We start from the raw sequence: 16,517 nt of genomic DNA, 5'->3' as shown, positions 1-16,517 counted from the left end.
TGGGCCTGGCACAGCCCTTGCTCAGTCGCACGTGCCCGGCACGCGCCGGGCCTGGGCACCCGCCACCGGCCGGCGCCCGCCCGCAACGGCCACAAGCCGCCAGCGGGTCACTCCCTCGATCGGCTGCCCTGCAGCCAGGCGCCGGGCCACACGCCTGCCGTCACCGGTGAAGAGCCCGGCCATCCGCCGGGCTCTTCGTCACTCCTCCCGCTCCCGCAGGAATCGCTCCAGGTCCACCGGCGTCCCCGGTGCCGCGTGGAGCTGCGCGCGCAGGTCATCGAACACCCGCACGTAGTCCCGGTGATGGGCCAGGGGTTCGAGCGCGCCCGGTGCCAGGCCGTGCCGTCGCAGGCAGCGGCAGGTGCGGTGGAGGAAGTTGTAGGCAACGTCGCGGTGCAGGCGGAAGCGATCCTGGAAGGGCTGGCCACTGACCTCGCCGACCAGGTCGAAGTGCACATAGGGGCCGTCGTCGTCCTGACGCAGTGCGTAGTCCAGGTCGAAGCGATAGGCCGGGAACGCGCCCAGCGCCTCGCTGCGGATATCCAGGTGTCCGGGGCGGAACATCATTCACCTCCACCGATGTCGAGAAGTCGGGGGGGATGCCCTGTCCCTGGGCCTGCTTATAGCGGAACGCAATTACCGCCTCGTAGCGTCATTCCCTTCGGCAGCAAGGCGAAACCGCTCACCCGCGCCATCACCAATCCCCTCAACTTGAATTGAAATGAAAACCGTCTAGCTTGAACCGGACGCTGCTCCAGGGAAGGCCAAAAGCCCCGCCAATCGCGGCTCGCAGTCCTTCATGGAAAGCTGTCGAGCTGTTCAGGTTTTCTGTCGGAAATTGTTCCTCGCACATCGTTAGCTGGCTATTGACCCACGTCATCACTCTTCCATGAAAGGAAGAGCCAACTAAGCACAGTTCCTACTCGAATGGAGGTGCAAGATGTCAGACTCCACGCACAAACTCCGACTTGGCGCGCTCGTCGCCCTGGTGGTCGGTTCCATGATCGGCGGCGGGATCTTCTCCCTGCCCCAGAACATGGCAGCCAGTGCAGATGCCGGCGCGATCCTCATCGGCTGGGCGATCACCGCCGTCGGCATGCTGACCCTGGCGTTCGTCTTCCAGACCCTGGCCAACCGCAAGCCCGACCTCGACGGCGGCGTCTACGCCTACGCCAAGGCCGGCTTCGGCGACTACATGGGCTTCTCCTCGGCCTGGGGCTACTGGATCAGCGCCTGGCTGGGCAACGTCGGCTACTTCGTCCTGCTGTTCGGCACCCTCGGCTACTTCTTCCCGATCTTCGGCGAGGGCAACACGCCCGCAGCCATCGTCGGCGCCTCGGTGGTGCTCTGGGCGGTGCATTTCCTGGTGCTGCGCGGCATCCGGGAAGCGGCCTTCATCAACCTCGTGACCACCATCGCCAAGGTGGTGCCGCTGTTCCTGTTCATCCTCATCTGCCTGTTCGCCTTCAAGCTGGACATCTTCACCGCTGACATCTGGGGCACCAAGAACCCCGAGTTGGGCAGCGTGATGAACCAGGTGCGCAACATGATGCTGGTCACCGTCTGGGTGTTCATCGGCATCGAAGGCGCGAGCATCTTCTCCGCCCGCGCCGAGAAGCGCAGCGACGTCGGCAAGGCCACCATCCTCGGCTTCGTCATCGTGCTGCTGTTGCTGGTGCTGGTGAACGTGCTGTCCCTCGGCATCATGACCCAGCCGGAACTGGCCCAGCTGAAGAACCCCTCCATGGCGGCCGTGCTGGAGCACGTGGTGGGGCACTGGGGCGCGGTGCTGATCAGCGTCGGCCTGGTGGTCTCGCTGGTGGGGGCGTTGCTGTCCTGGGTGCTGCTGTGTGCGGAGATCCTCTTCGCCGCCGCGAAGGACCACACCATGCCGGAGTTCCTGCGTCGCGAGAACGCCAACCACGTTCCCGCCAACGCGCTCTGGCTGACCAACGCCATGGTGCAGCTGTTCCTCATCGTCACGCTGTTCAACAACAGCACCTACCTGTCACTGATCTACCTGGCCACCTCGATGATCCTGGTGCCGTACTTCTGGTCCGCCGCCTACGCCGTGCTGCTGCCGCTGCGGGGCGAGACCTACGAGCAGGACGCCAGCGAGCGCGGCAAGGACCTGGCCATCGCCGGCCTCGCCCTGGTCTACGCCACCTGGCTGCTGTACGCCGGCGGCGTGAAGTACCTGCTGCTCTCGGCGCTGCTCTACGCCCCCGGCGCCATCCTCTTCGCCAAGGCCAAGCATGAACTCGGCCAACCGGTATTCACCCCTGTCGAGAAGCTGATCTTCGCCGCCGTCGTCATCGGCGCGCTGGTAGCGGCCTATGGCCTCTACGACGGCTTCCTGACCCTCTGATCCGCAAGGAGACCTGCCATGTCCAACGTCAAACTCGGCGTCCACTCCGAAGCCGGCAAACTGCATAAAGTGATGGTTTGCTCCCCGGGCCTTGCCCACATGCGGCTGACCCCGAACAACTGCGACGAACTGCTGTTCGACGATGTCATCTGGGTCAACCAGGCCAAACGCGACCACTTCGACTTCGTCACCAAGATGCGCGAGCGCGGCATCGAGGTGCTGGAGATGCACAACCTGCTCACCGACATCGTGCAGAACCCCGAGGCCCTGAAGTGGATCCTCGACCGCAAGATCACCCCCGACCAGGTCGGCGTCGGCCTGGTCAACGAAGTGCGCGCCTGGCTCGAAGAGCAGGAGCCGCGCAAGCTCGCCGAATACCTGATCGGCGGCGTCGCCGGCTCCGACCTGCCGGACAGCGAAGGGGTCAGCGCGATCAAGATGTACCGCGACTACCTGGGCCACTCCAGCTTCATCCTGCCGCCGCTGCCCAACACCCAGTTCACCCGCGACACCACCTGCTGGATCTACGGCGGCGTCACGCTCAACCCCATGTACTGGCCGGCGCGACGCCAGGAAACACTGCTGACCACCGCCATCTACAAGTTCCACCCGCAGTTCACCGGCGCCGACTTCGAAGTCTGGTACGGCGACCCGGACAAGGACCACGGCATGGCCACCCTCGAAGGCGGCGACGTGATGCCCATCGGCAACGGCGTGGTGCTCATCGGCATGGGCGAGCGCACCTCGCGCCAGGCCATCGGCCAACTGGCACAGTCGCTGTTCAGCAAGGGCGCGGCGCAGAAGATCATCGTCGCCGGCCTGCCCAAGTCCCGCGCTGCCATGCACCTGGACACCGTGTTCACCTTCTGCGACCGCGACCTGGTGACCATCTTCCCGGAAGTGGTGCGCGAGATCGTGCCCTTCATCCTGCGTCCGGACGAGAGCCGCCCCTACGGCATCGACATCCGCCGCGAAGAGAAGCACTTCGTCGACGTGGTCGCCGAGTCCCTCGGCCTCAAGCAACTGCGCGTGGTGCAAACCGGCGGTGACAGCTTCGAGGCCGAGCGCGAGCAATGGGACGACGGCAACAACGTGGTCTGCCTGGAGCCCGGCGTGGTCATCGGCTACGACCGCAACACCTACACCAACACCCAGCTGCGCAAGGCGGGTGTCGAGGTGGTCACCATCAGTGCCAGCGAACTCGGCCGCGGCCGCGGCGGTGGCCACTGCATGACCTGCCCGATCCTGCGCGACCCGATCGACTACTGAGACCAGGCGGCGGCCGTCACCCACGGCCGCCTCCGCCCCGCCGACGCCACGAGCAGTACAGGCGGGGCCCTTCTTCCGACCTGCCCACAAGGAGAACGACCATGGCCTTCAACATGCACAACCGCAACCTGCTGAGCCTGATGCACCACAGCACCCGCGAGCTGCGCTACTTGCTGGACCTCTCCCGCGACCTCAAGCGCGCCAAGTACACCGGCACCGAGCAGCAGCACCTCAAGCGCAAGAACATCGCGCTGATCTTCGAGAAGACCTCCACCCGCACCCGCTGCGCCTTCGAGGTCGCCGCCTATGACCAGGGCGCCAACGTCACCTACATCGACCCCAACTCCTCGCAGATCGGCCACAAGGAGAGCATGAAGGACACCGCCCGGGTGCTCGGCCGCATGTACGACGCCATCGAGTACCGCGGCTTCCACCAGGACATCGTCGAAGAACTGGCCACCTACGCCGGCGTGCCGGTGTTCAACGGCCTCACCGACGAGTACCACCCGACCCAGATGCTCGCCGACGTGCTGACCATGCGCGAGCACAGCGACAAGCCTCTGCACGACATCAGCTACGCCTACCTGGGCGACGCCCGCAACAACATGGGCAACTCCCTGCTGCTGATCGGCGCCAAGCTCGGCATGGACGTACGCATCGCCGCACCGAAGGCCCTCTGGCCCAGCGATGAACACGTCGCCGCGTGCAAGAAGTTCGCCGAGGAAAGCGGCGCCCGCATCACCCTCACCGAAGACCCGAAGGAAGCGGTGAAGGGCGTGGACTTCGTCCACACCGACGTGTGGGTCTCCATGGGCGAGCCGGTGGAAGCCTGGGGCGAGCGCATCAAGGAGCTGCTGCCCTACCAGGTGAACATGGACATCATGAAGGCCACCGGTAACCCCCGGGCCAAGTTCATGCACTGCCTGCCGGCCTTCCACAACAGCGAGACCAAGGTCGGCAAGCAGATCGCCGAGCAGTACCCGAACCTGAAGAACGGCATCGAAGTCACCGAGGACGTCTTCGAGTCCCCCTACAACATCGCCTTCGAGCAGGCGGAAAACCGCATGCACACCATCAAGGCGATTCTGGTCTCGACCCTCGCCGACATCTGATTCCAGTTCGCCACGGGGCTATCCAGCCCCATGGTGCTCAGGACCCTCAGTGATCCCGAGAGGCGGCGGCCAACCGCCCCTCTCACTGCACTAGGAGAACCACCATGCGAATCGTCATCGCGTTGGGCGGCAACGCCCTGCTGCGCCGAGGCGAAGCCATGACCGCCGACAACCAGCGGGACAACGTCCGCGTCGCCTGCGAGCAGATCGCCAAGGTCGCCCCCGGCAACGAGTTGGTGATCGCCCACGGCAACGGCCCGCAAGTGGGCCTGCTGGCCCTCCAGGGCGCCGCCTACGACGCCGCCAACCCCTACCCGCTGGACGTGCTCGGGGCCGAGACCGAAGGCATGATCGGCTACATGATCGAACAGGAGCTGGGCAACCTGCTCCCGGTCGAAGTGCCCTTCGCCACCCTGCTCACCCAGGTGGAAGTGGACCCGGCCGACCCCGCCTTCCAGCACCCCAGCAAACCCATCGGCCCGGTCTACCCCCGCGAGGACGCCGAGCGCCTGGCCGCCGAGAAAGGCTGGGCCATCGCTCCTGACGGCGACAAGTTCCGCCGCGTGGTCGCCAGCCCCAGGCCCAAGCAGATCTTCGAGATCCGCCCGATCAAGTGGCTGCTGGAGAAAGGCTCGGTGGTCATCTGCGCCGGCGGCGGCGGCATCCCCACGATGTACGAGAACGGCAAGCTCAAGGGCGTCGAGGCAGTCATCGACAAGGACCTCTGCTCCGCCCTGCTGGCCCGCCAGCTGGAGAGCGACCTGCTGGTGATCGCCACCGACGTGGACGCCGCCTACGTCGACTGGGGCAAGCCCACCCAGAAGGCCATTGCCCAGGCCCACCCCGACGAACTGGAGCGCCTCGGTTTCGCCGCCGGCTCCATGGGGCCCAAGGTCCAGGCCGCCTGCGAGTTCGCCCGCGAGACCGGCCGTCCTGCGGTGATCGGTGCCCTGAAGGACATCGAAGCCATCGCTCGGGGCCAGGCCGGCACCCGCGTCAGCACCGCCACCCCCGGCCTCAGCTTCCGCTGAAGCCCAGGCCCGGCGCGCCCTCGCGGGCCGCCGGGCGCCTTCCTGGCCGGCAGCACCGGCCGCTCTCCAAGTGACTCGACGGTCATAGGCCGCGTCAGGTATGGCATTCGGTTCGTACGAGCTGCCACCCGGTCCGTGACCGGGCCCCGACCTCGCACCCCTGGCCAGCCGCTCCTGCGGTCTCCTTGGCCCGTCTTCACCGCGTCGTCACCGGGCCCTGCCACGCCATGGTCATTTGAGGAGTGTTCCAGTCATGTCCCGACTTCCGGTCATCGTTGGTTTTGGCGGCTACAACGCGGCAGGACGCAGTTCCTTCCACCACGGATTCCGCCGCACCGTGATCGAGAGCCTCGATGCCGCCACCCGCCAGGAAACCCTGGCCGGCCTCGCCGTGATGACCAAGCTGGTGACCGTGGTCGACGGCCAGTACCTGGACGCCGACGGCAAGCCCCTGGACCTGCCCGCCATCGAAGCCCGCTACGGCGAGCGCGTGCTGGCCTCCACCCTGGTGCGCCGCATCGAGAAGAGCTTCCTCGACGTGGACGCCGCGCCCTGGCAGAAAAGCATCGGCGTGACCCCCGAGGACGGCGCCCGCATCACCTTCATCACCTCGCGCAAGCAGCTGCCCGAGCCCCTGCCGGCCAGCTGGAGCGTGGAAATCCTGGACAGCGGCGAGGTGCGCGTCACCCTCGGCGGCACCAGCGACTTCAAGGTCGAGAGCTTCCGCGCGCTGCCGGTGAAATCCGCCGGCCAGCTGCCCAGCGGCTTCGAGCCCGGCGAGCTGTACAACTCCCGCTTCCACCCCCGCGGCCTGCAGCTGTCGGTGGTGGCCGCCACCGACGCCATCCGCTCCATCGGCCTGCCCTGGCAGCAGATCGTCGACCAGGTGCAGCCTGACGAGATCGCCGTGTTCTCCGGCAGCATCATGAGCCAGCTCGACGAGAACGGCTTCGGCGGCCTCATGCAGTCGCGCCTCAAGGGCGGCCGCGTCACCGCCAAGCAGTTGCCCCTGGGCCTGAACACCATGCCCGCCGACTTCATCAACGCCTACGTGCTGGGCAGCGTCGGCACCACCGGCAGCGTCACCGGCGCCTGCGCCACCTTCCTCTACAACCTGCAGAAGGCCATCGAGCAGATCACCAGCGGCCGCGCCCGCGTCGCCCTGGTGGGCAACGCCGAAGCACCGATCAACCAGGAATGCATCGACGGCTACGGCGCCATGGGCGCCCTGGCCACCGAAGACGGCCTGCGCCAGGTCGGCGGCCGCGACGACGTGGACTTCCGCCGCGCCAGCCGTCCGTTCGGCGAGAACTGCGGCTTCACCCTGGCCGAGTCCAGCCAGTACGTGGTGCTGATGGATGACGAGCTGGCCCTGCAGCTGGGCGCCGACATCCACGGCGCCGTTACCGACGTGTTCATCAACGCCGACGGCTTCAAGAAGTCCATTTCCGCCCCCGGCCCGGGCAACTACCTGACCCTGGCCAAGGCCGTGGCCAGCGCCACCCAGCTGTTCGGCAGCGACGCCGTGCGCCAGCGCAGCTTCGTCCACGCCCACGGCTCCAGCACCCCGGCCAACCGTGTCACCGAATCCGAGCTGCTGGACCGCGTGGCCGGCGCCTTCGGCATCGACAACTGGCCGCTGACCGCCGTGAAGGCCTTCGTCGGCCACTCCCTCGCCGCCGCCAGCGGCGACCAGCTGATCTCCGCCCTCGGCACCTTCCGCTACGGCATCCTGCCGGGCATCAAGACCATCGACCGGGTCGCCGACGACGTCCACCAGCAGCGCCTGGCCATCCCCCTGGCCGACCAGCGCGACCGGGCTAACCTGGACATCTGCTTCATCAACTCCAAGGGCTTCGGCGGCAACAACGCCACCGGCGTGGTGATCAGCCCGCGCCTGGCCGAGCGCATGCTGCACAAGCGCCACGGCGCCGACGCCTTCGCCGCCTACCTGGACAAGCGCGAGGCCACCCGCGCCGCCGCCCGCGACTACGACGCCCGCGCCCTGATGGGCGAGCTGGACATCATCTACAACTTCGGCAACGACCTGATCGACGACCGCGAGCTGGAAGTCTCCACAGACGGCGTGAAGGTCCCCGGCTTCGCCCGCCCGCTGCTCTACGCCCGCGACGAACGCTTCAGCGACATGCTCGATTGATCCTGACTGACTGAACTGAGCCTGGTGGGCTTTGGCGGAACACCACCCGGCCCACCCGGTTCAGGGAGCCGGCTCACGCCAGCTCGCGGGCCAGCGCCAGCAGTTCGCCGCGCCATGCGGCCTGCGCCGGCAGGGCCAGGAAGGAGGGATTGAGGAAGGATTCCCGCGCCCCGTAGCCCAGCGGCGCACCCGCCAGGTCCAGCACCTCGCCACCGGCCCCCTCCAGCACGCCCTGGGCCGCTGCCGTGTCCCACTGGGACGTCGGCGCCAGGCGCGGGTAGCAATCCGCCGCCCCCTCGGCCAGCAGGCAGAATTTCAGGGAGCTGCCGATGTTGGCCAGCGAGAGTTCGCCGAAACGCTCGCCGAGCCCCGCCAGCAGGCGCTCCTGGGCCGGGCTTGAGTGGCGCTTGCTGGCCACCAGGGTGAAAGCCTCGGCCGGCTGCGGGCGCACGCGGATGGCATGGGCCACACCGCCGACATCCTGCTGCCAGGCCCCCAAGCCGGCGCCACCGTAGTAGCGACGGCCGCTGGCCGGGATGCCGACCACGCCGAACACCACGCGACCCTCTTCGATCAGCGCGACGTTGACGGTGAATTCATCGGACCCGGCGATGAACTCCTTGGTGCCGTCCAGCGGGTCCACCAGCCACCAGCGCTGCCACCCCGCGCGGGTTTCCAGGGGGATGTCGGCTGCTTCTTCAGAGAGCACCGGGATATCCGGCGCCAGCGCCGTCAGACCCTCCACCAGCACGCGGTGGGCGGCCAGGTCGGCGGCGGTGACGGGGGAGGCATCGGCCTTTTCCTCAACGGCCAGTTCGGCACGCCAGAACGGCAGGATGGCGTGACCGGCGCGGTCCACCAGATCGAGGACAGCGGGCAGCAAAGGGTGGCTCATGCAGGGAATTCTCCACGGCGGGTCAACAGGTCTCGGGCAAGGTACAGCGCCGCCAGGGCGCGCCCCTCGCTGAATTGCGGGTGTTCGTTGAGGGTGATGAGGTCGTGCAGGCTGGCCTGCTCCACCCGCAGCGGCTCGGGCTCGTCGCCCGGCAGGCGCTCCTCGTAGAGGTCGCGGGCCAGCACCACCTGGATCTTCTGGCTCATGTAACCGGGGGACAGCGACAGCTCGGTGAGCAGTTCCAGGCGGCGGGCGCCGAAGCCCGCCTCTTCCTTCAGCTCGCGGTTGGCGGCTTCCAGCACGTCCTCGCCGGGCTCCACCAGGCCCTTGGGCAGGGACAGCTGGTAGTCGTCGGTGCCGGCGCAGTACTCCTCCACCAACAGCACGTGCTCCGGATCGGGCAGCGCCACCACCATCACCGCGCCATAGCCGGAGCCCTTGCCCACCAGGCGTTCATAGGTGCGTTCCACGCCGTTGGCGAAGCGCAACTGGAGCTCCTCGACGCTGAACAGGCGGCTGCTGGCAACGATCTCGCGGGCCAGCACGGTGGGCTTCTGACGCATGACGAACTCCTGGTTGGGACCGGCGGGTTATCATACCCCGGCTTTTCCGATTGTCCGTGTCGGAGATTGCACCCTGACGACCGTGCAGGGCGCACCCACGGCCACCACCCTCGACCCAGCCCGGACACCCATGCCCACCCTCAACTGGCCCGCCATCGACACCGTGCTGCTGGACATGGACGGCACGCTGCTCGACCTGCACTTCGACAACCACTTCTGGCTCGACTACCTGCCCCAGCGCTACGCCGAGCACCACGGCATCAGCCGCGCACTGGCGGACGCCGAGCTGGTGCCGCTGTTCCGCCAGCACGCCGGGCAGCTGAACTGGTACTGCACCGACTTCTGGAGCCGCGAGCTGGGCCTGTCGATCCGCGACCTCAAGCGCGAAGTGGCGCACCTGATCGCCCTGCGCCCGGACGCCGACCTGTTCCTCGCCACCCTGCGCCGCACCGGCAAGCGCGTGATGCTGATCACCAACGCCCACCGCGACTCCCTCTCGCTGAAGATGGAGCGGGTCGAGCTGGCGCCCTGGTTCGACCGCATGATCAGCTCCCACGACTACGGCTACCCCAAGGAAGACCCACAGTTCTGGCAGGCCCTGCAGGCCGACTGCCCGTTCGACCCGGCCCGCGCGCTGTTCATCGACGACAGCCTGCCGATCCTGCGCGCCGCCGGCGCCCATGGCGTCGCCCACCTGCTGGCCGTGCGCCGCCCCGACAGCCAGGGCGCCGACAAGGACACCGAGGAATTCGACGCGGTGGACGACTACCGCCAGCTCTGCACCGGCCTCTGAGGACCGCTGGCATGGACATCAAGCAGCTCAAGTTCCTCGTCGCGCTGGATGAGACGCGCCACTTCGGCCAGGCCGCCGCGCGCTGCCACATCACCCAGCCGACCCTGTCCATGCGCCTGCGCAAGCTGGAGGAGGAGCTGGGCCTGGAGCTGGTCCAGCGTGGCCAGCGCTTCGAAGGCTTCACCGAGGCCGGCCAGCGCGTGCTCGCCTGGGCCCGCACCCTGCTCGCCGCCCACGACGGCCTGCAGGCCGAGGCCGCCGCCTGCCGCGGGCAACTGGTCGGCACCCTGCGCCTGGGGCTGGTGCCCCTGGCCGGCTACGACCCCATGGGGCTGATCCGCGCCTTCGCCGAACGTCACCCCAACCTGCGCTTCCAGCTCTTCGCCCTCAGCTCCGAGCAGATCCTCGAACGCCTGGCGAGCAACCAGCTCGACCTCGGCCTGTGCTACCTGGACCGCCTCGACCGCGAGCACTTCGAGTACCTGGAGATCGCCGACACCCGCATGGGCCTGCTGCACGACCGTCGCCACTTCCCCTTCAGCGACGCCGCCCTGACCTGGGAACAGCTGGCCACCCTGCCCCTGGGCCTGCTCTCCGGCAGCATGCATTTCCGCCAATCCATCGACCACGGCTTCCGCAGCCGGGGCCTGACGCCCCGCCCGCGCCTGGAGACGGACGCCGTGCACCAGCTGCTGCAGGCCGTCAGCGCCGGCCTGTGCTGCGCCATCATGCCGTTGGCCAGCGGCCTCGACGCCCTCGCCGAGCACCTGGCGCTGACACCCATCGAGCAAGCCAATACCCTTGCCCCGTTCGGGCTCATCCAGCGCCGTGGACTGCCCCGTTCCACCCTCGCCGACACCTGTTTCAGCGAAGCCCGGGACCTTCTGGCAAGCGCCTGAGCCCGAGCCAGAGGTGCGCAAACCTGACCGATAGACGATATCGATCACGGCATCGGGCAAAGCGATTAGACGGCGCCCCCCGACCGGCCTAGGCTGCCTGAGTCAATCCGCCGCAGGGGAGACCCCGCCATGCCCCGTCGCGCCTCCCGCCGTCCGTTCAGCGCCGTCGAGCCACCGCCACCGCCCACCGATTACCAGTACGTCGAACTGGGTGGCAGCGCGCAGCCCGGCGAGGCCGCCCTGGCCGAGGAAAGTGCCCTGGCCATCGCCTACAACGGCATCAGCCACGCCGTGATGATGGTCTCGCCGCGCAACATCGAGGACTTCATCGTCGGCTTCAGCCTCAGCGCCGGCATCATCGGCAGCCTCGACGACCTCTACGACATCCAGGTCAGCGGTGCCGGCGAAGCCCTGCGCGCCGAGGTGGAGATCGCCAGCCGCGCCTTCTGGGCCCTCAAGGACCAGCGCCGCCAACTGGCCGGCAACACCGGCTGCGGCCTGTGCGGCGTCGAGGCCCTGGAGCAGGCGCTGCCCAACCTCGACGTGCTCGCCCGCAGCCCGCTACCGCCCCTGGAACACCTCGCCGACCTGCGCCAGCGCATCGCCGACCAGCAGGACCTGGCACGGCGCAGCGGCGCCCTGCACGCCGCCCTGTTCGTCGACAGCAACGGCACCCTGGCCCTCTGCCGTGAAGACATCGGCCGCCACAACGCCCTCGACAAGCTGATCGGCGCCCTGCTGCAAAGCGGGCAGGACCCACGTGCCGGCTTCGCCGTGGTCACCAGCCGCTGCAGCCTGGAACTGATCCACAAGGCCGTGCGTGCCGGGCTGTCCACCCTGGTCAGCCTGTCCGCGCCCACCGCACTGACCGTGCAATGGGCCCGCCGCCACCGCCTCAACCTCATCCACCTGCCCCACCACAGCGCACCCCGGGTCTACAGCCCGGCGCCGCGCCACGAGAACGACACCCCGCAATGAGCCTGCAACCCGTGCAACCCCGCTACAAACCCTACCGTGGCGCCGCCGCCGGCTGGGGCGCGCTGAAGAGCGTCACGCGCTTCTGGCTGGACAGCAAACAGCCGTTCAAGAACCTGCGCGCCCTGCTCAAGACCAACCAGAACGGCGGCTTCGACTGCCCCGGCTGCGCCTGGGGCGACTCACCCGAAGACGGCCGCGTGAAGTTCTGCGAGAACGGCGCCAAGGCCGTGAACTGGGAAGCCACCAAGCGCCGCGTGGACCGCGCCTTCTTCGCCCGCTACAGCGTCAGCCAGCTGCGCGAGCAGAGCGACTACTGGCTCGAATACCAGGGCCGCCTCACCGAGCCGATGCGCTACGACCGCGACAGCGACCACTACGTGCCCATCGACTGGGACGCCGCCTTCGCCCTCGTCGCCAGCCACCTCAAGCGCCTGCCCGACCCGAACCAGGCCGAGTTCTACACCTCCGGCCGGGCCAGCAACGAAGCGGCGTTCCTCTACCAGCTGTTCGTCCGCGCCTACGGCACCAACAATTTCCCCGACTGCTCGAACATGTGCCACGAGGCCAGCGGCGTCGCCCTCGGCCAGAGCGTCGGCATCGGCAAGGGCACCGTGACCTTCGGTGACTTCGAGCATGCCGACGCCATCTTCGTGTTCGGCCAGAACCCCGGCACCAACCACCCGCGCATGCTCGAACCGCTGCGCGAAGCGGTGAAGCGTGGTGCCCAGGTGGTCTGCTTCAACCCGCTCAAGGAACGCGGCCTGGAACGCTTCCAGCATCCCCAGCACGCCCTGGAGATGCTCACCAACGGCTCCGCCCCGCTGAACACCGCCTTCTTCCGCCCGGCCCTGGGCGGCGACATGGCCGCCATCCGCGGCATCGCCAAGTTCCTCCTGCAGTGGGAGCGCGAAGCCCAGGCCAAGGGCGAGCCGGCGGTGTTCGACCACGCCTTCATCGCCGAGCACACCGACGGCCTCGACGCCTACCTGGCCGAGCTGGACGCCACCGACTGGGCCCACATCGAGGCGCAGTCCGGCCTCGCCAAGGCCGAGATCGAGCAGGCGGCGCTGATGTACCGCCGCGCCGACCGCGTCATCGTCTGCTGGGCCATGGGCCTCACCCAGCACCACCACTCGGTGCCGACCCTGCAGGAACTGGTCAACCTGCAACTGCTGCGCGGCAACATCGGCCGCCCCGGCGCCGGCCTGTGCCCGGTGCGCGGCCACAGCAACGTGCAGGGCGACCGCACCATGGGCATCAACGACCGTCCGCCGGTGGCCCTGCTGGACGCCATCGAGCAGCGCTTCCGCTTCAAGGTCCCGCGGGAGAACGGCCACAACACGGTAGAAGCCATCAACGCCATGCTCGAAGGCCGCGCCAAGGTCTTCATCGGCCTCGGCGGCAACTTCGCCCAGGCCACCCCCGACAGCCCGCGCACCCACCAGGCGCTGATGAACTGCGACCTCACCGTGCAGATCAGCACCAAGCTCAACCGCAGCCACCTCACCACCGGCCGCGACGCGCTGATCCTGCCGTGCCTGGGCCGCACCGACATCGACGAGCAGGCCCACGGCCCGCAGGCGGTGACGGTGGAGGACTCCTTCAGCATGATCCACGCCTCCTACGGCCAGCTGGCTCCGCTGTCGAAGCAGATGCGCTCGGAGCCGTCCATCGTCGCCGGCATCGCCAAGGCCACCCTGGGCGACCACCCGGTGGAGTGGGACGCGCTAGTGGCCAACTACGACCGCATCCGCGACCTGATCGCCGAAACCATCCCCGGCTTCCACGACTTCAACCAGCGGGTGAAGAACCCGGGCGGCTTCCACCTCGGCAACTCCGCGGCGGACCGCACCTGGAAGACCGCCACCGGCAAGGCCAACTTCAAGGCCCATGCCCTGCCGGCCACCCTGCTGCACGAGCGCGTGCGCGCCACCGGCCAGCAGCCGGACCTGATCCTCCAGACCCTGCGTTCCCACGACCAGTACAACACCACCATCTACGGCCTCGACGACCGCTACCGGGGCGTGCGCGGCCAGCGCCACGTGGTGTTCGCCAACGCAGCCGACATCGACCGCCTGGGTTACCAGCCGGGGCAGAAAGTGGACATGGTGTCGCTGTGGGACGACGGCGTGGAGCGCAAGGTGGAAGGCTTCACCCTGCTGGCCTTCGACATTCCCGCCGGGCAGGCCGCCGCCTACTACCCGGAGACCAACCCGCTGGTGCCGCTGGACAGCCACGGCGTGGGCAGCCACACCCCCACCTCCAAGTTCGTGGCCATCCGCCTGCAACCGAGCCGGGAAGGCAACCGCATCCTGTGAGGCGCCGACGGCGTCGCCGGAAACCCCGGCGGCGCTGTCGCGGTGCCAGCATGGACGGCACCGGAAACGGCATGTCGGAATAAGCCTCAGACAGCCCCAGACACCGCAAGTTCTCCCACAAAAACAAATACTTAGGGAATGTGAAAAAAGCCGCGCAACTCGTCGGCAAGGGCTTCCGCATGCCGCTTCGCCGTGGCACATATCGCCCCACGTTCCCTACAGAGGCGTCACCTCCATGAAGCAATCCTCGGTCCTTCTCCTCTCCCTCTGCCTCGCCAGTGGCGGCGCCTTCGCCGGCGGCACCCTGGAGGCGGGCGTCGGGGGTGCACTGGGCGGGGCACTGGGCTCGGTCGTCGGCCAGTCCATCGGTGGCAACACCGGCTCGGCCATTGGCGCCGGCGTCGGCGGCGCGGCCGGCAGCGTGGTGGGGGCTGACCGCCGCAACCGTACCGAAGCCGCCATCGGGGGCGCCCTGGGCGCTGCCGGCGGCAACGTGCTCGGCCGCCAGGTCGGCGGCGACACCGGCTCGGTGGTGGGGGCCGCGGCAGGCGGTGGTGCCGGCGGCGCGCTGGGCAACTACATGGGCAATGAAAGCCGCCAGGACGAAGGCTGGCGCGACGGCCGCCATCGCGGCGAGCGCCACCACCCCGGCCGTGGCTGGGGCCCGCGCAAGCACAGGCACCACCATTGACCGCGGATGATCGACCGCAACCGCCGGCCCTGACCCGGGCCGGCCCCTACCTGCACCTGCAGCGCTGGATACGGGCCGACGCCCAGCGCCTGCTGGCCCTGCGCTGCCTGGCCAGCCTCGGCCTGAAGGACGCCTGGCTGGCTGCCGGCTTCGTCCGCAACCTCGCCTGGGACCAGTTGCACGGCTACCGCCATCCCACCCCACTCAACGACATCGACCTGATCCACTTCGACCCCGACCAGCCCGACGCCGAAGCCGACGCTCGCATCGAGGCGCACCTGCGCCAGCAGGCCGGGCACCTGCGCTGGTCGGTGAAGAACCAGGCACGCATGCACCTGCGCAACGGCGACGCCCCCTACCGCGACAGCTGCGACGCCATGGCCCGCTGGCCCGAAGTGGAAACCGCCATCGGCGTGCGCCTGCGCTCCGGCGGCGGCATCGAGATCGCCACGCCCTTCGTCCAGACCGGCCTGCTTGCATTGCGGTTGACTCCCAACCTGCGGCATCGCCACCCGCACACCTTCGCCGAGCGCGTGCAGGCAAAAGGCTGGCTGCGCCAGTGGCCACGGTTGCAGGTAGAAGACCTGCCAAGGGCCGGCGCATGGCACGCCGACCCCAGGAACGGCAACCCGTCGCCCTAGCCGGTACGCCGGCCCAGCTGCGCCCGCAGGGCCATCGCCACGGCGTCCGGCCGCTGCTCGACACGGCGGTACTCGCGCCCGTCGGGGGTCCGCACCAGCCAGCCCGCATCCACCAGTTCGCGCCTCAGCAGCACGTGATCGCCCAGGCTCGCGGCAGTGCGGATATGAGCGTCCACCTCGCGCTCGCTCATCCGCGTGCGCGGCGGCAAGGCCATCCAGACCGCCCACAGGCAGGGTCGCCGGTGGCTGTGCTTGCCCGGCCAGCTACGCAGGCGGCCCTGCTCGTCGAAATAGCGCAGCAACCGGCGCACCAGCACGTAGTCCACCGCCTCGGCGCGGGCGGGTTCGGCCAGTTGGCGCTCGGCGGCCTGGCTCGCGCGCAGGGCCTGGTAACTGCGAAAGCCACGGGCACGGGCCAGCAGGTTGAGCATGTCCACATGGCTGGGCGGCCCCTCGCGCTCGCCAAGCTGGCGGACCAGCGATCGGGCCAGGGCGGACAGGTCGGGGGTGGAGAAGGGAATGAGCGTCTTGGACACAATGCGTTCCTCGTGTGTGCCAAGTCCTCGCAGGAGGATGTCGGGGGTCACCGGCTTCCGACGCGGCACAGGACGAGTGTCGGTCGAGAATGAGCCTGAGGCTCGTGGCAGGTTTAGCTGCCCGAATGGGCACCGGTGACGCCTGGGTGAACTGCCGACCGCGGGCGAGCATAGCGCTGGGTGACGAGTGGCTCAACCCCGTTTGGGTGAAACGCCGGGAAGCCTGTAATCTTGCACCCTTATTGTGCTGGTGCCTGTTCGCCGA

At 68.5% G+C, this 16,517-nt stretch carries 15 protein-coding genes; 11 read left to right on the top strand and 4 right to left on the bottom strand.

The window, feature by feature from the left end; genetic code table 11:
• Window positions 1-198: 198 nt before the first annotated feature.
• The gene (locus tag FBY21_RS21745) at window positions 199-564 is read right to left on the bottom strand and encodes a DUF5064 family protein (RefSeq protein WP_160158617.1); all 366 of its coding nucleotides are present in this window, start codon (window positions 562-564) and stop codon (window positions 199-201) included.
• A gap of 376 nt (window positions 565-940) precedes the next feature.
• Between FBY21_RS21745 and arcD the strand changes: the two genes are divergently transcribed.
• The 5 genes from arcD to FBY21_RS21720 all read left to right on the top strand — a co-directional run bounded on the left by arcD (window position 941) and on the right by FBY21_RS21720 (window position 7,938).
• Window positions 941-2,368, top strand: coding sequence for an arginine-ornithine antiporter (gene arcD / locus FBY21_RS21740; protein WP_107330345.1), 1,428 nt, complete (start codon window positions 941-943; stop codon window positions 2,366-2,368).
• 18 nt (window positions 2,369-2,386) lie between these two features.
• Window positions 2,387-3,637: an arginine deiminase gene (gene arcA, locus FBY21_RS21735; protein WP_044405347.1), complete on the top strand. Its 1,251-nt coding sequence runs from the start codon at window positions 2,387-2,389 to the stop codon at window positions 3,635-3,637.
• Between the two features lie 101 nt (window positions 3,638-3,738).
• On the top strand, window positions 3,739-4,749 hold the full coding sequence (locus FBY21_RS21730) for an ornithine carbamoyltransferase (RefSeq protein WP_074972264.1): 1,011 nt from the start codon (window positions 3,739-3,741) through the stop codon (window positions 4,747-4,749).
• Between the two features lie 104 nt (window positions 4,750-4,853).
• On the top strand, window positions 4,854-5,780 hold the full coding sequence (gene arcC / locus FBY21_RS21725) for a carbamate kinase (protein WP_142013598.1): 927 nt from the start codon (window positions 4,854-4,856) through the stop codon (window positions 5,778-5,780).
• 253 nt (window positions 5,781-6,033) lie between these two features.
• Entirely contained in the window at window positions 6,034-7,938 is a 1,905-nt protein-coding gene (locus FBY21_RS21720; protein WP_142013596.1) for a beta-ketoacyl synthase, read from the top strand.
• A gap of 73 nt (window positions 7,939-8,011) precedes the next feature.
• On the opposite strand, the gene cysQ is transcribed toward FBY21_RS21720, so the two are convergent.
• Both cysQ and nudE read right to left on the bottom strand, forming a co-directional pair.
• Window positions 8,012-8,833, bottom strand: coding sequence for a 3'(2'),5'-bisphosphate nucleotidase CysQ (gene cysQ, locus FBY21_RS21715; RefSeq protein WP_142013594.1), 822 nt, complete (start codon window positions 8,831-8,833; stop codon window positions 8,012-8,014).
• Window positions 8,830-9,396, bottom strand: a complete 567-nt coding sequence (gene nudE, locus FBY21_RS21710; protein WP_044405337.1) for an ADP compounds hydrolase NudE — start codon at window positions 9,394-9,396, stop codon at window positions 8,830-8,832. The genes cysQ and nudE overlap by 4 nt, the downstream gene beginning before the upstream one ends.
• 130 nt (window positions 9,397-9,526) lie before the next feature.
• Between nudE and yrfG the strand changes: the two genes are divergently transcribed.
• The 6 genes from yrfG (at window position 9,527) to FBY21_RS21680 (ending at window position 15,716) form a co-directional block, all read left to right on the top strand.
• On the top strand, window positions 9,527-10,189 hold the full coding sequence (gene yrfG, locus FBY21_RS21705) for a GMP/IMP nucleotidase (RefSeq protein ID WP_142013592.1): 663 nt from the start codon (window positions 9,527-9,529) through the stop codon (window positions 10,187-10,189).
• Between the two features lie 11 nt (window positions 10,190-10,200).
• Window positions 10,201-11,088, top strand: coding sequence for a LysR family transcriptional regulator (locus FBY21_RS21700; protein WP_074972273.1), 888 nt, complete (start codon window positions 10,201-10,203; stop codon window positions 11,086-11,088).
• Between the two features lie 129 nt (window positions 11,089-11,217).
• The gene (gene fdhD, locus FBY21_RS21695; RefSeq protein WP_142013590.1) at window positions 11,218-12,066 is read left to right on the top strand and encodes a formate dehydrogenase accessory sulfurtransferase FdhD; all 849 of its coding nucleotides are present in this window, start codon (window positions 11,218-11,220) and stop codon (window positions 12,064-12,066) included.
• Window positions 12,063-14,384 carry an FdhF/YdeP family oxidoreductase gene (locus tag FBY21_RS21690; RefSeq protein ID WP_074972276.1) on the top strand — a complete coding sequence of 774 codons (2,322 nt, stop codon included), beginning with the start codon at window positions 12,063-12,065 and terminating at the stop codon, window positions 14,382-14,384. Before fdhD ends, FBY21_RS21690 begins: the two co-directional genes overlap by 4 nt.
• Window positions 14,385-14,619: 235 nt before the next feature.
• Window positions 14,620-15,075 (top strand): glycine zipper domain-containing protein, encoded by a 456-nt coding sequence (locus FBY21_RS21685; protein WP_044405328.1) that lies wholly within the window; start codon window positions 14,620-14,622, stop codon window positions 15,073-15,075.
• Entirely contained in the window at window positions 15,072-15,716 is a 645-nt protein-coding gene (locus FBY21_RS21680) for a nucleotidyltransferase family protein (protein WP_243899162.1), read from the top strand. Before FBY21_RS21685 ends, FBY21_RS21680 begins: the two co-directional genes overlap by 4 nt.
• On the opposite strand, the gene FBY21_RS21675 is transcribed toward FBY21_RS21680, so the two are convergent.
• The gene (locus FBY21_RS21675) at window positions 15,713-16,252 is read right to left on the bottom strand and encodes a DUF2087 domain-containing protein (RefSeq protein WP_044405327.1); all 540 of its coding nucleotides are present in this window, start codon (window positions 16,250-16,252) and stop codon (window positions 15,713-15,715) included. The genes FBY21_RS21680 and FBY21_RS21675 overlap by 4 nt on opposite strands.
• Window positions 16,253-16,517: the final 265 nt, after the last annotated feature.

This window comes from Pseudomonas sp. SLBN-26 (assembly GCF_006715895.1).
GTDB lineage: Bacteria > Pseudomonadota > Gammaproteobacteria > Pseudomonadales > Pseudomonadaceae > Metapseudomonas > Metapseudomonas otitidis.
The sequence above is the reverse complement of the archived record's forward strand: the minus strand, read 5'-3'. Positions and strand labels throughout refer to the sequence as shown.

Coding starts and splice junctions, on each gene's coding strand:
- FBY21_RS21745 (WP_160158617.1), bottom strand. CDS start 564: ATGTTCCGCCCCGGACACCTGGATATCCGCAGCGAGGCGCTGGGCGCG.
- arcD (WP_107330345.1), top strand. CDS start 941: ATGTCAGACTCCACGCACAAACTCCGACTTGGCGCGCTCGTCGCCCTG.
- arcA (WP_044405347.1), top strand. CDS start 2,387: ATGTCCAACGTCAAACTCGGCGTCCACTCCGAAGCCGGCAAACTGCAT.
- FBY21_RS21730 (WP_074972264.1), top strand. CDS start 3,739: ATGGCCTTCAACATGCACAACCGCAACCTGCTGAGCCTGATGCACCAC.
- arcC (WP_142013598.1), top strand. CDS start 4,854: ATGCGAATCGTCATCGCGTTGGGCGGCAACGCCCTGCTGCGCCGAGGC.
- FBY21_RS21720 (WP_142013596.1), top strand. CDS start 6,034: ATGTCCCGACTTCCGGTCATCGTTGGTTTTGGCGGCTACAACGCGGCA.
- cysQ (WP_142013594.1), bottom strand. CDS start 8,833: ATGAGCCACCCTTTGCTGCCCGCTGTCCTCGATCTGGTGGACCGCGCC.
- nudE (WP_044405337.1), bottom strand. CDS start 9,396: ATGCGTCAGAAGCCCACCGTGCTGGCCCGCGAGATCGTTGCCAGCAGC.
- yrfG (WP_142013592.1), top strand. CDS start 9,527: ATGCCCACCCTCAACTGGCCCGCCATCGACACCGTGCTGCTGGACATG.
- FBY21_RS21700 (WP_074972273.1), top strand. CDS start 10,201: ATGGACATCAAGCAGCTCAAGTTCCTCGTCGCGCTGGATGAGACGCGC.
- fdhD (WP_142013590.1), top strand. CDS start 11,218: ATGCCCCGTCGCGCCTCCCGCCGTCCGTTCAGCGCCGTCGAGCCACCG.
- FBY21_RS21690 (WP_074972276.1), top strand. CDS start 12,063: ATGAGCCTGCAACCCGTGCAACCCCGCTACAAACCCTACCGTGGCGCC.
- FBY21_RS21685 (WP_044405328.1), top strand. CDS start 14,620: ATGAAGCAATCCTCGGTCCTTCTCCTCTCCCTCTGCCTCGCCAGTGGC.